The organism is Aquimarina litoralis, from assembly GCF_039523995.1.
GTDB lineage: Bacteria > Bacteroidota > Bacteroidia > Flavobacteriales > Flavobacteriaceae > Aquimarina > Aquimarina litoralis.
Genome location: NZ_BAAAGE010000004.1, coordinates 129,193 through 143,781, shown reverse-complemented (window position 1 = coordinate 143,781; position 14,589 = coordinate 129,193). Strand labels below are relative to the sequence as shown.

Here is a 14,589-nt window from a genome sequence, read left to right as displayed (position 1 = left end):
CAAAATGTTATATAATATAATTAGTAATAATATGGCTAAGATTTCTCAACGGAAAAACAAAAACCACTAATCCATATAGGTTAGTGGTTTGTAAACATCTTCGATGTATTGATAAACACTACTTTTTTACCAATCGTTGTGTTCTTATGATTTTTCCATGATCATCACTTATGGATAGTATATAGATTCCAGATTGTTGTATATTATTTATAATCATCGTATCTCCGGAATTACTATTTAATTCCTTATTATACATGACTTTTCCTCCCAAATCATATACCTTAATTTGATATTTATGATCTATTTTTTTAGACGTCGTAATATAAATCTCATCCTGGAAAGGATTAGGATGTATATTAAAAGTCATATCATCTTCTAGCGGAGGAAATATAAGTTTAGAAGTCTCAGTAGCACTTCTTGTCGTACCACAGGCACCAAGGTTTGTCCAACCCGATGCAGTCCTTTCATACAAATATCCTAGATAAGTCACTTTATCACCAACAGAATAGCTAATTCCACTTTGCCAAGGAGCAATTCCTAAACAAATATCTACTGGATCTGTTCCTCCATCCGTACTATATTCTACAACTAATCTTGCGGCTTTGCTGGCTCCTCCTTCGTAAGAATCCGCAACTCTTTTTGCAGAAGTATTAGTTAAACTTACTCCTATTCCCCTGATAATAAAAGTAGCATTGTTCCCCGAAGACCAGTTGTTTTTATTAACCAATTGCTGCACCATATTTTTCAAGTTCGGAGTTCGCTGTCCAGAACCACTCTGGTTGCTAGACCAAGAACTTGGATTCCAAACTACTTTACTTGAAAATAAAGCTCTATTCGAAACATTATAATCACTTGTACTGAATGCTGAAGAATTACTGCTATCATGTAGAGCAATTTCTAATTCTGCATTAGCACTATTACTCTCATCTGCTGTAAATTGCAAATAGGCGTTTGTAATGGTTACATCTTTTGGTAATGCTAAAGATCTAAACCGAAGGCCAATCACCTGATTCCCAGCATTACTATGACTATCATATACCAGTTCTAAATCACTACTGTTGGTATACATATCTCCATTTTGTCGTTCTTCTACATCGTCACTTCCGCTACTTATCGCTACTTCTATACGACCTGTATCAGGATCTGTAGTAGTTCCTTTATTGATAGTAACTACACTACCATTAGAAGGGTTCCATATATCTAAATTTGAAGGAATCTGAAAAACATTATTATTAGACACAGAACCAACTTGTGAAGCATTATCTACTCTTATCGTTCTCGTTTCGATTTTATTTTCATCAACAAAAATCCATTTAAATTGATTAAATCTAGCAGAATTTCTAGTCCAATTTTTATTGTCATTATTAGATCGTAATGGAGCTCCCCAACATCCTTCTCCGGCATACACTGTTCCATTTTGGTTATCTCTTATAAAACCTTCATCACTCCCTGATCCTGTAGATGGTCTTACTGGCCAAGTGGTCTTTACGGTATGTGCATCACATTCTACCACTAACCTTACTCCTTTATCATAAAATAATTGCGCCCAGTTATTATATTGGCTATACCCTTCTGATTTGTAAGAGACATGAGGACGCATTGGTTTGTGATATTGTGCAATTTTCCAAGTAACATTCGTACTTGCATTCAGATCATTTCGTAACCAAGTAGTTTGATTACCAGATATAGAAATCTCCGTATTCAGCGTATACGTTCTTACGAGATTATCTCCAAACGTTAGTGCATAATACACACTTGATGATGGAGTATCGAATAAATTATAAACACTATTATTACTATCCTCATGATTTCCTCTGGTCGCTACAATAGGAAACATTCTGCCATCAGATGCAATTGTTAACTGCCAATCGTTAAACCAATCTCTCCATTGACTATTCGTATCATCATCAGTCATATCGCCTCCAAATAATACTGCATGAGGTTTTAGTTTAGCCACTAATCTATTAGCATTTTGTCTTGGTGTTCTGTTGTTTCTGGAATCACCTCCTGCAATAAAAGACAATCTACTTTTATCCGCTGGGGCTGTTTTAAACCAGAAACGCTCGCTTGTTCCCTGGCTATCTCTTATCACAAAATAATATGCTGTATCAGGCTGTAATCCGGTCAATCTGGCAAATGTATTATTCATTCCTTTGTAAGAAACCGTTCTATCTGGAGTTTTAGTAAATGGATAACTATTATAATTAGTTCCATAATCTGTAGTTCCATAATATACTCTTACATTATTGCCAGAATATTGATTCCATCCTATCACAATTGAGGTAGACGGATTTCCTCTTAGAGTTAGACGATATTTATCATTCGAGGCATGGAGTTGCAGCCCACAAACCACTAAAAGTAGCGTAATAAGTTGTTTCATTTTGGTAATATGATTAAGTTAGTTACTCAAATTTAGTGTATCAATTTGTAAATCCTCAATAATTCTTGATATTTAATTCATACTTAAATTTTATACCTTCAACCTAGAAAAAATATAACCATCACTTCACAATCTATTAACATACTGCTATGTTACTTTGCAAAATGAAAAGTAATCAAACTCAACTACTCCTTAAGACCTGTGTATTTCTAATTTTTATTGGTAGAGCCTACCAACATTTATTTTGGGATGCACCCTATCGTACTTTTTTTTGGGATGAATCCACCCTAAAACCAATCATCGAAGGGCTATTTAAAACTCCTTGGCAAGAATACGTAACAAGTGCTAAAACCGATAGTGTAATACAGGCTATTATTAAACTCAACGGAGTACTGTATCTGATAGCTGCTATTTCTGTTATTCTGATAAAAAATACCAATAGAAAATGGTTTCGAATTCCGGTATTCATTGGAGGATTTAGTTTAATAGTACTTACAATATTAATGGCTAAAGAAAAATTTTATCATACCGCACAGTTTTTTGAGCATAGTATTCAATTTGGATTACCTTTTGTTCTACTGTATAGTTTCTCAGAAAAATTTAACTTAGAAAAGTTCATCTTTGTACTTAAACTTCTTATCGCTTTTACCTTCTTCTGTCATGGATTATACGCTTTTGGTTTTTATCCAATCCCAGGAAAATTTGTAGATATGGTTATTCAAATTCTTGGATTTTCCGAAGAAAACGCGATTATATTTTTATACATAGCAGGTATTATTGATTTTATTCTTGCTATCCTTATTTTTATTCCTAAGCTTCAGTTATACGCTTTATGGTATGCTGTTATTTGGGGGTTACTAACAGCAATAGCCCGAATTGCGGCAAATTTCTATTTGGATTTTCCATTACAATCTATTCATCAAAATATACACGAAGTAGTATTCAGAATTCCTCATGGGTTAACGCCTTTATTAGTTATTCTATATAGTAAAACAATCTCTTACGATACCTTGTTTAAAACGAAGAAGGCCGTTTTATAAGTAAAACGGCCTTCTAACTAACTTAAGATATTAATCTAATCTACTTGATTACGAATCTCTTTGTTTCTCCTTGAACTTTTAATAAGTACATACCTGCATCAAGGTTTCCTACATTGATAGTTTGACTACCACTTACTTTTCCTTGTCCAACTACTTGACCTATCATATTCATGATTGAGTAAGTAGTATTTGTACTCTTAGCATTATTCATAGAAAGTTGTAATACTCCACCTCTTTTTAATGGGTTCGGAGCAATTGTGAATATAGATACACTTTCTTCATCCTCATCTCCTAAAATCGGAGTAGTTGGTCCGAAGTCTGCTACTACTGCTGAACTACCACAAGATCCTTCATAAATTTTCACATTAGAGAAAACTGAGGTATTACCAGATCCTGCATCATTATCATTAATGAATACTAATCGATCCATACTTCCTGTATAGAAATTACCTACAGGAATGGTATACGTAGTTGTTCCACCAGAGTAATTATCAAAGTTTGTTACTCCATAGTTCTGTGTACCATGTACTTTGAAATATCTAGTAGAAGTTAAAGAGTTATCATTTTCAAAACCAACTGCATGAATTTCTCCTTGCGAAGTACTACTAAAGTCAAACTCTATTACTGTATTGGCAGTAACCGTATAGTTCAATGCGATAAACTTCCAAGTGTTATCGCTTAATGATAAACCAGCCCCTCCACTTACTATAGAGAAATTACCTGCTGCATCCTGATTAGAGAATGAAGTAATCGTGAAAGCGTTAAAGTCTATTGAATCACAAGTTGGATCTGGAGGAGTAGTTCCATCCGTTATGCTTAAATCATCAATCGTAACATCACCTTGCCAGCTTGATCCAGTTACCGTATTTAGACGAAGTTGTACACTTGCTTCACCTGCATAAGCAGATAAATCTACATTTGCCGTATTCCAGTCAGTTCCCTGAGCTCCTGTTCTACTAAATACGCTAGTCCACTCTCCTGTATTATCAGTTCTAGCTTCAACAGCAAAAGTTCCGATTGCACTACCAACCATGTGGTACTGGAAGCTTAATGTTGGTGAAGTTAATCCACTGAAATTCAAACAAGGTGAATTTAGAATAGCTCTCTTATTAGGATATCCTGTTCCGTTACCTGAAGCTTCTACATAGATATAAGAATTTCCATCTGCAGCGCTACTAGGTCCAGTTCCATTAGAAGGAGTTCCATTAGAATCTACAGTCCAGTCTAAGTCATCTGTTGTTACTTGTGACCAATCTCCTATTGATCCTTCGAAACTTTCGCTATATGGGAACGAAGCGATATCTCCAGAACACTCGTCTCCACCAGGTCCAGGTCCACCACCATCACAAGGATTGTCGAAAGAAACTGTTTGATCCGTTTGACCATTGGTTCCTCCATTATTATTTTCATTAGCTCCTTGACCAACACCACGCTCTGCGAATGCTTTCCAAATTAAACACTCATACTGACCTCCGTATAAATCTTGATCTGCCTGAAGAATTCCATCTCTACCAGAAACGAAACCAGGGTTATTAGCCGTATTTTTTAATCCTTCCGTTACTAAAGCTAATGCTATGTTATTTCCTCCAGTTCCATTATAGAAATCTGGATCAAATCCTTCCGCGTCTATTAGTAACCATGTCATATCCCATAAAATCGTAGCAAATGCATATCCTACTCCATGCGGTCTAGCTAGCCCACCTATATCAGCATAATCTGTATTATTTATCGATCTATCTATGGAATATCTTGTTGGTCGAATTCCAGCTCCATCTGGTGCCTGACCTAATACATAAGAACCTACACCTCTTCCATCTGTACCAACGTCTCCTGCTTTCATGGTAAGCATTAATCCAAAGTAATCAGACCATCCTTCTCCCATTTGTTCAGAACCTCCAAGTACATTAGAACTTGGTCCTCCTACTAATCTGATAGAAATTCCATGTCCGTACTCGTGTACTATTATTACATTATCAAAATCTCCATCTCTTCCTGGATTCGTTTGATTCCATAAGAACATTTGCATACGTGGATTTCCTCCATCTCCAGGCGTAGAGAAATTAGCATTGTTTGTTCCACTACCATCTTGAGCATCTGCATTTACAGAATCTCCTCCTGCTCCTCCACGTCCGTAGTTATTCTCTTGGAAATTACCACTAGCTTCGTCAAAACCATACTGATAGAAAATATCATGAATAACATTGTTCCAATAGAACAGATTGGTTATTGCAGCTTCTCTATACGTACTTGGTTGCTGACTCAAATTTACTGGGTAATCAAAATCTAAACTAGCTCCTGCATCTGGAGCAAACCCAGTTCCATTATTCCCGTTACTATCATCTTGTGCCCAAACGTTGTTACCTCGAGTAATCGTAAACTCCGCTCCCGCACTACCGTTTGTATCATGCCATCCAAAAGGAGAAGCCGTTGCATCCGCAGGATCAGTTATAATAGAACGACCTCCATGAATTGGAGATTCTACAGGAAGCGGATAAACGTTATAGGAATCTGGTGCAAACGAAGCCATAGCCTTTGCTTCAGCTTCTGTAGGTGCAGTTGGAATATCTGCCCCGAAAAGTACAGATTTTCCATGATTATGGCTGTCATGATCATGAGCCGCATGATTTGAATCTCCAAAATTACAAGAGATTACCCAATCTTCTCTGTGTATAACTTCACCTGTAGTAGCATCTACATTTTCATTCCACCAATGTTGACCATCTTTTTCATACAGACTAACTTTCCAAGTAAGTATCAATTGATCATCCTTTTTAACGTAAACTTGCTTAGCTTTAATAGGCTCTAATGAAATTCCAGAATTTTCATACACCCAATCTCCTTTAACTTTCCTATTAGATTTGGTTAATCTAGGAGTACTAAGGTTATGAGCTTTAGCCACATTCATAATTGCTGCCTCCGGAGATAAAGACGCTTTTGCAGAATTTACTTTGGTCTTAACATCCTTTACAAATTGGTCTATTTCCCAAGTTACTTCTTGTCCATTCTTTACAGTAAGTTTATACGTTGCATACTGAATAGGAATGTTGTTGTGAAGCTGCTCGACATAAACGTGTTGAATCGCAGGGTTTAAAGAAGGAACTATATCCGTTACTCTCCACTCAGAAACATCGTCCACTGTGAGTGCCGACTTTGCAGTCTTTCCGTTAAGATGGTTTTTAACAATACCATCCATAATGCTTTGTGCAAACATTGCCTGCCCTACTAGTAATGTTAGTAAGACAAACGAGTACATTTTTCTCATATGTATAAATTTGAATTTGTGTTAAATAAAGTTAACAAAAACCCAAATGTTTCCTGCATATATATCACAACTCTGAAAGAAGTTTAACAATTTTACATTTTCATTGATTTTTCTTCATTAAAAAAAAGAGTGCTTTTTATCAAACTATCATTTGTTAGTTAACCTATATAAACACTAGAGTTTAGAAAATATTAACATTAGGTTAAATCAAAATCACTAAGAAACAGAATAATAACTATACCATTCTCTAATTACGGTATACCTGTAGATATTTTTTTCTCTTTTTGAACAAAAAATCGCTTTTGCTAATTATTTTTTATCAATTTGACTAACAAAGTCAAAAAAACATTAAACAACTTATTCTGGTATTAGATCTTTACACTCAAATATTTATATATTTTTGAGTACTTTTAGCTATAGTTTTATCATGTTAAAAAGTGAAAGACACTATAACTCACTAAACATCTAACTGATATCAATGAAAAGTACCATTTTCGAGACTACGCTTCTATCTACACATACTGTATTGATCCCAAAAGACATCGTGGCACCGTTCATTCTTCAAAATCATAAAAGAGTTATTGTGAAAATAATTTTTGGGGAATTTTTAGTTAAATTTCATGCTGCATTATTAAAGCGAAAGGATCAGTATTATTTCATGTTTAGTAAAAAAAATCAAAAAGTAGTAAGTGTCTTTCCTAATGATTATTTTCAGGTACAATTATTAGAAGACACTTCAAAATATGGGGTAGAAATGCCCGAAGAATTAGAAGCTGTATTGCAAAGTGACCCTGAGGCTTCTGAAGTTTTTGAATCTTTTACTGATGGAATGAAAAGGAGTCTTATTTACTATGTATTGCAATACAAAAACTCGCAAACCAGAATAGATAAATCACTTATTATCACTGAAAACATAAAACTTGGAATTCGAGATAAAAAACAAATAATCAAGAAGTTGTAATCAAAAAAAATACTTTAAAAAAAGTAGCGATTTCAAAGGAATACCATTTGAAAATTCACCAAAATAGAGAACCTATACGCAACCTTTTTTGAATCATTTCATCTTTTAAGCAAACAATCAAAAGATGAAAAAAACGAAATTACTTCTATTAGGAACCTTCCTTATTTTACTACAAAGCTGCTGTCCTTTTTTTACAGACTGTGAAGACAATGATGATGATTTTATCATTATTGATTCTCAATATGAACCAGTTTTACTAAATCGAAATGATTTTGAAAATTCGGTTTCATTAAAAGATCCAATCTCTATTACTACTTCTGGAAAGATCTATATAAAAGATGATCTACTTTTTATCAATGAAGTACATAAAGGTTTTCATGTTTATGATAATAGTGATCCATCTTCTCCTACTCCCATTAAATTTTTAGAAGCCCCGGGATCTACAGATTTGGCTATTAGAGATAATATGATTTATATCAATCAAGCTACTGACCTCATCGCAGTAGAATATGATACTGCAAATGGAATTACACTCACAAAACGAGTAGTAAATGTATTTCCAGAATTACGCTCACCAGATGGATTTTTACCATTTGAAATTCCCACGGATAACGTCGTTGTAGGTTGGACTCTAATTAATTAAAAGAAAACATTATGAAAAAATATATCTATATGATTCTCACTTCCTTTATAATATTTAGTTGCGATTCTGATTCTTCTGATACTTCAGCTCCTATTTCTTCCGACGGTCAGGGAGGATCATTAGCTACTTTTACGCTAGTAGGAGATTATCTATATACCGTGGATAACACCGACCTCACTGTTTTTAATATTACCGATATAAAAGATCCTGTCCAGGTAAATACTATTCCTATTGGTTTTGATATCGAAACTCTTTTTAGTTACAAGAATTACTTGTACATAGGTTCTAGAAACGGAATGTTTATCTATGGATTGACTAATCCAGAATTTCCTCAAAAATTATCTGAAGTAGCACATTTTACAGCGTGTGATCCTGTTATTGCAAATGACACGCATGCCTACGTTACCTTACACTCAGACACCTTTTGTGGTAACAATATAAACCTTTTAGAAATATATGACATTACAACGGTAACAGAACCTATATTGGTAAGCTCCAGAAATTTGACTTTCCCAAGAGGGTTGGGGTTATATCGGGATTTCTTAATAGTTTGTGATGACGAAATCAAAGTGTTCGACATCTCGAATCCTACAGAATCTAATTTGGTTACTTCTGTAAATAGACAAGCTTTTGACGTGATTATTTCTGGAGATCTTTTAATTGCTATCGGAGAGACAGGTTTGTATCAATATAGACTCGCTACTGACAATAATACAGGAATTAGTATCACACAATTAAGTACAATTTCTATATAACAAACTGTAAAAACCTCTTAAATCCTTTGCTATAAGCGAAAACAACCCTATCTTAGTTAGCACTTAACGAAAGAACCCCCATGAAATATGAAAACGCTCAGTTTTGCGATAATTGCCTTTTTATCCATCATTCTTGTTAGTTGCAATGGTGAAAAGAAAGAAGGAAAAGCATATGACAAACAGGTAAATGAAGAAATTTCGAAGGAAACTAACGAGGAAAAAGAAGAAATTCAAAATGTAAAAACATTAGCGATTTCGTTATCTCCAAAAAGTGATAGTAAAGTATCTGGTAATATTACTTTTACCGAAGATAGTGGTGTAGTTACCATGGTAGCCTATTTAAATGGACTAGCAGAAGGAGAGCATGCTATCCATATCCATGAAAAAGCGGATTGTTCATCAGATGACGGAAAGTCTACAGGAGGGCACTGGAACCCTACCATGGAACCTCATGGAAAATGGGGCGCAATCGAAGGATATCATAAAGGAGATATTGGTAATTTCAATGCTACTGCTGATGGAAATGGTTCCATTACTTTTGCTACTAACGAATGGTGTATCGGTTGTGGAGATGATAAAAAAGATATTGTCGGAAAAGCAATTATTGTACATCAGGGTATTGATGATTTTAAATCGCAACCTTCTGGCGCTGCTGGAAGCAGAGTGAGTTGTGGAGGAATTATCAAATAAATTAACTACAAAATAATATGTCAAAAGGGTCTAATAGTCTTCTCTACTAGACTCTTTTGTTTTTTATAGAAAAACAGTACATTCGTACTACATGATATCATCTTTATGCAGCTTTCTGAATTAATTTTGCAATTACAACAAAAGAACGAAAAGGCTTTTGAACGTATTTACGAAATGTATTCTGAAAATGTTTTTGGAATTATATACACCATTCTAAAAGATGAAACTCTTGCAGAAGAAGTGTTGCAAGATGTATTCGTAAAAATATGGAATAATTCAAGTTCCTATTCAGAGAAGAAAGGACGATTTTTTACTTGGATACTAAATATTGCAAGAAATGCTGCCATTGATAAAACAAGATCTACTGCTTTTAAAAATACTAAGCAAAACCAAACCACTGATAATTTCGTAGATATATTAGAACAAAAAAGTAATTTTTCTAATAAAATGGATGCAATTGGTATTAAAAAGTATATTGATATACTTGAACCAATTTGTAAAAAAGTCATTGACTTACTATTTTTTAAAGGATATACACAAAAGGAGGCTTCAGAAGAATTAGACATTCCAATTGGAACGATTAAAACTCGGAACAGAATTTGTATTAATAAATTAAGAGAAGTCTTAGCAGAATAAAAATGGATATTGAAAAATACATATCATCTGGAATATTAGAGCTTTATGTATATGGAGCACTTTCTGAAAAAGAAAACGCTGAAGTATATAAGGCTTTAAAAGAATATCCTGAAATCGAAGAAGAAGTAAGAGCGATTGAAAAATCACTACTACAACTTTCTGCGACTACTGCTCCTTATAATCCTGAAACTGTTTTTAATTCTATCAAAAACAAATTAAGTTCTCGAGATATAGACGTAAAGACTATTCCTATACATACTAAGAGAACCAAATGGACTGCATACCTAGGATGGGCAGCATCTATTGCATTGCTGGTTGGATTATTTATTCAATTTACGAAGAATAAAGAATTACGACAGCAAGTGGTTCAATCCCAGATAGAACAAAACGTATTAGAAGGAAAATTGAATGTATTAGAAAGTGATTTATCCAATACCAAATCATTGTTAAGTGTCCTTCGAAATAAAGATATATTACAAATTCCTTTAGAAGCTCAAAAAGTGGATCCTAATGCCTATGCTACAGTTTATTGGGATAAGGAAAAACAAACCGCATATATCGATGTAGCTGGATTGCCTACACCTCCTCCAGGAAAAGTATACCAAGTATGGTCTTTACAACTTAATCCGCTTACTCCAACAAGTTTAGGAATTTTAGATACGTTTACGGAAGATGAAAACAAAATATTCTCTCTAAAAAATGCCAATGAATCTGAAGCTTTTGGTATTACTTTAGAACCTGAAGGTGGAAGTGAGTCTCCTACACTAGAGCAGCTGTACACCTTGGGAACGGTAGCATCTTAAATAAAAAAGTCTATTTAATCATCAAAATCTCCTCCACCACCAGTTGGGAGATCTTCTAGAAAATCATCAAATTCTAAAACATTTGTAAAATCTCCTGAGGGCAAAGATATATCGATATCTAAAAGTTCTCTAGCAGAAAATTCAGAAACTTCGGTAGTTACGTGAATATTAAGATCTACTCCTTTTTTTAATATTTTAAGGCCAAGATTCAACCATTTATTGCTAACTAGTTTTTCCAAATCACTTTCTTTGTTAATCGTTGAGTCTTTTTTACGTAGTAATTTCCTAGCAAATTGATCTAAAGCTCTAGTTTGTTTTCCTTTGATAATGGAATCATTACTAATCTCAGAAAATGTAAGCTTTGATTCTGACGTTAGTGGAAAATTAATTTCTTTGGGAATATTTATAAAGATCATTTCTAAAAAATCCCTTTTCACTTTTATTTCTTTAGAATCAAAAATATCCTGTTTTAAAAAATCGGAATCATCATGATATCTCGAAAAATCTGAAGTAAAACCATGGATTACCGCAGAATCTTTAACATGATGTATTAGCTTATACTCTGGTAGAAGCTCGAACGTATGATCTACTGGAGATGGGATACCATTAGGAATTGTTTTGGTTTCTAAATACGTTTTATACTTTTTGATACTTAGTGTATGCTTATTTTTTACCTTACTAAACTTATCCGCATAATACATCGTTACACTATCCTTTTCCATATCGATAATAATACCTGCATAATTATCGAGAACACTATAGACTCCTCCCCATCTTTGCTCTCTCTTTATTCGATTTTCTGAAATAAAATAGGTGGTGTGTACCTTGGTTAAAGCACCATACAACCCTCTGGCTTCGGATAATCTAATTTCCCCTTCAAAATATGGCCTCGTATCTTCTTCTTTGGAAGTTTTTGAAGAATTACAAGAAAAAGAAATAACACAAAAAAAGATAAAACCGAATAAAAAGTACTTTGAATTAATCATTGATTAGCATATTACAAATGATAACCAAAGATATACAACAGAAATTATTTTAGAATACCAGTTTTCGGTGAAATATTATTTCTGTATATATCAAGAAAAAGCCTGTTTGTACCTCAACAAACAAGCTTCTTCTAACAACATCAAAAAACAAAACCAATTAACTTACTTATTCACTTTTCTCATTACAATTAATTTCTAAAATCTATAGGTTATACCAGCTTTTGCAAAAAAAGGAGTTCCTGGTGTAAAATGAATTTCTTCTACCGCTTCGGTTTCGTTTGCGAGCCTAGATTCGGTAGCAAATTGTGTTTCATTCCACTCTGTATCCAATAAGTTTTCGAGACTAAGGGAGAAGTCAAAGTGTTTCCATCGGTAATTTAAAGACATATCGACAACTGTATATCCCTTTGCAACAATACTATTCGTTTCGGTTGCTGGACGATCTCCTAAATAACGGTATCGTAGACTTCCAGAAAAATTATTAAAACTTTCTATACTAATTCCTCCTGCCGCTGTAACCTTTGGTGCTAGCGGAATAAAATCCTCTCCATCCGAAGCATCTACACTTCTAGCATGAGTATAAGTAAGATCTGTATCTAAAAACAACCAATCATTAACCTGATATCGTCCACTAAAATCTATTCCAAACCTTCTTGTTTCCCCACTTGGTTCTACAATACCTTCATCACCTACATAGACAAACTCTTGTTCTAAACCTAAATACCAAAATGTCGTATTTAAAAATACTCTTGAAAATGGCTTCCAATTAATCCCTGCATCGACTCCATAAGATTTTGGCAAAACATCTTCTCCCCTTTGGGTGACTACTACTCTGGTATCATTACTATGAAATCCAATTCCGGACTTGGCAAAAAGTTGTAAGTTATCGATTGGATCATATTCAATCCGTAATTTGGGAGCAACGATAGCTTTGGATTCTGATTGTATTTGAAAAGGAGTTAATAAAGCATCTTCGTACGTATATTTAAAATAGTCCAGACGAACTGCTGGTGTTATTTTTAATTTCCCAAAGTCTATAGTTGCATCCGCAAAGGCATAGGCATTGGTTTCATTTACTGTTCCTAAACTTACGTTTTCTAAAGTTTCATTTCTATTTACAGTTCTGGATAATTCGTTGCCTTTAACAGCGTCATTTCTAAGTCCTATTCCAGTATTAAAAACTGCTTCTACCTGATCCCAATATTTTTTCGTATTAAAAACACTATTAAAACCGAATAAATTTCTCTGCTCCTTTTGTCTAATCTGATCTCCGTTTATAGGATCATTTAAAAAGAATGTAAAATTAGAATATAGTTCAAAATCATAAAGTGAATAAAACACATTCGTTCTAAAAGAGCTATAGTCTCCTAAATACTTGTTATAGGTAAAATTGAAATTAGTTCTGGATGTATTACCACCTTCGGTATCATCTATAGCACCAAATCGTGAAATTAATCCCTGAACTATAGCTCTATTCGGTATTTGACCAGAAGCATCCCATCTACTGGTAAAATGTGAGGCAGAAAAAGTTATCTTTTGCGTATCCTGTAATTGGGTTGTATACTTTCCCACAAAATTAATTCTATTAAAGTTTTGAGGAGAATCAAATGGACCATCACTTTCTAAATATTCTAGTGCTACCGTTCCTCTTCCTTGATTAGAAGCTCCTAAAAAATTGAATAAACCTACGGTTCTTAATGTATTAAATTGACCTGCTTCTACTTTAATTTGATTATTCTCAAAACTGTCTTTAGTATTAAAAGCCACATATCCTGCAGTATTAAAGTTTCCTTGATCAGCTGTATATGCACCTTTTCCAAAACGTATGTTTTCTATTGTTTCGGGAATGATAAAATGCAAATCTGCGTACCCTTGTCCATGTGCATGAGATACCATATTCACAGGTATTCCATCTACCGAAATTGAAACATCAGTTCCATGATCTACATCAAAACCTCTTAGAAAAATCTGCTCTGCTTTTCCTCCTCCAGCATGCTGACCGATAAACAAACCTGGTACTTTTTGCAATAGCTCCTGTGAAGAGTTTACAGGATTAACTTTCATATCTAACTTATTAATCAATTGCAAAGGGTTAATTTCTTGTTTTAGAATCAACTCATCTAACTGGAAGATTTTATTTTCTAATACAAGTGTAATTCCGTTTTCAATGTCCATTTTTTTCAGAACGATGTTTTTCGTTTCAAAACCTAGCAATCGCGCGGTTAATGTATCTCCTACCTTAATATCTTCTAGGACAAAAGTTCCATTTTCTAAGGTATGTGTATGGTTTTTAGTTTCATTACTATAGATATATACTTCACCAAGTGGAACATCAAACGTATCAACAACTTTTCCTTTTACGGTTTGGTTTTGGGCGTAGCCGTACACACCGAATATCAGTGAAAGTATTACTAGAATATTTTGCATGGTATT

11 protein-coding genes are annotated in these 14,589 nt (G+C 34.0%); 7 read left to right on the top strand and 4 right to left on the bottom strand.

Going from position 1 to position 14,589, the window contains the following annotated elements; translation table 11 throughout:
- Positions 1-118 precede the first annotated feature (118 nt).
- Positions 119-2,380, bottom strand: coding sequence for a fibronectin type III domain-containing protein (locus ABD077_RS19660; RefSeq protein ID WP_343913945.1), 2,262 nt, complete (start codon positions 2,378-2,380; stop codon positions 119-121).
- A 164-nt stretch (positions 2,381-2,544) separates the two neighbouring features.
- On the opposite strand from ABD077_RS19660, the gene ABD077_RS19655 reads away from it, so the two are divergent.
- Positions 2,545-3,420 (top strand): hypothetical protein, encoded by an 876-nt coding sequence (locus ABD077_RS19655; RefSeq protein WP_343913944.1) that lies wholly within the window; start codon positions 2,545-2,547, stop codon positions 3,418-3,420.
- A 40-nt stretch (positions 3,421-3,460) separates the two neighbouring features.
- On the opposite strand, the gene ABD077_RS19650 is transcribed toward ABD077_RS19655, so the two are convergent.
- Complete coding sequence (locus ABD077_RS19650) at positions 3,461-6,682, bottom strand: M36 family metallopeptidase (RefSeq protein ID WP_343913943.1); 3,222 nt, start codon at positions 6,680-6,682, stop codon at positions 3,461-3,463.
- Between the two features lie 478 nt (positions 6,683-7,160).
- Here ABD077_RS19650 and ABD077_RS19645 point away from each other — a divergent pair, with 478 nt between their 5' ends.
- From ABD077_RS19645 to ABD077_RS19620, 6 genes are all read left to right on the top strand, one after another.
- Positions 7,161-7,643 carry a YdeI/OmpD-associated family protein gene (locus tag ABD077_RS19645; RefSeq protein ID WP_343913942.1) on the top strand — a complete coding sequence of 161 codons (483 nt, stop codon included), beginning with the start codon at positions 7,161-7,163 and terminating at the stop codon, positions 7,641-7,643.
- A 124-nt stretch (positions 7,644-7,767) separates the two neighbouring features.
- Positions 7,768-8,286 (top strand): hypothetical protein, encoded by a 519-nt coding sequence (locus ABD077_RS19640; RefSeq protein WP_343913941.1) that lies wholly within the window; start codon positions 7,768-7,770, stop codon positions 8,284-8,286.
- An 11-nt stretch (positions 8,287-8,297) separates the two neighbouring features.
- Entirely contained in the window at positions 8,298-9,041 is a 744-nt protein-coding gene (locus ABD077_RS19635) for an LVIVD repeat-containing protein (protein WP_343913940.1), read from the top strand.
- A gap of 87 nt (positions 9,042-9,128) precedes the next feature.
- Positions 9,129-9,731 (top strand): superoxide dismutase family protein, encoded by a 603-nt coding sequence (locus ABD077_RS19630; RefSeq protein ID WP_343913939.1) that lies wholly within the window; start codon positions 9,129-9,131, stop codon positions 9,729-9,731.
- Between the two features lie 105 nt (positions 9,732-9,836).
- Positions 9,837-10,367 (top strand): RNA polymerase sigma factor, encoded by a 531-nt coding sequence (locus ABD077_RS19625; RefSeq protein WP_343913938.1) that lies wholly within the window; start codon positions 9,837-9,839, stop codon positions 10,365-10,367.
- Positions 10,368-10,369: 2 nt separating this feature from the next.
- Positions 10,370-11,170 (top strand): anti-sigma factor, encoded by an 801-nt coding sequence (locus tag ABD077_RS19620; protein WP_343913937.1) that lies wholly within the window; start codon positions 10,370-10,372, stop codon positions 11,168-11,170.
- A gap of 14 nt (positions 11,171-11,184) precedes the next feature.
- Here the strand turns inward: ABD077_RS19620 and ABD077_RS19615 are convergent, their stop codons facing one another.
- Positions 11,185-12,156 (bottom strand): hypothetical protein, encoded by a 972-nt coding sequence (locus ABD077_RS19615; protein WP_343913936.1) that lies wholly within the window; start codon positions 12,154-12,156, stop codon positions 11,185-11,187.
- A gap of 195 nt (positions 12,157-12,351) precedes the next feature.
- Positions 12,352-14,583, bottom strand: a complete 2,232-nt coding sequence (locus ABD077_RS19610; RefSeq protein ID WP_343913935.1) for a TonB-dependent receptor — start codon at positions 14,581-14,583, stop codon at positions 12,352-12,354.
- Between the last annotated feature and the right edge of the window lie 6 nt (positions 14,584-14,589).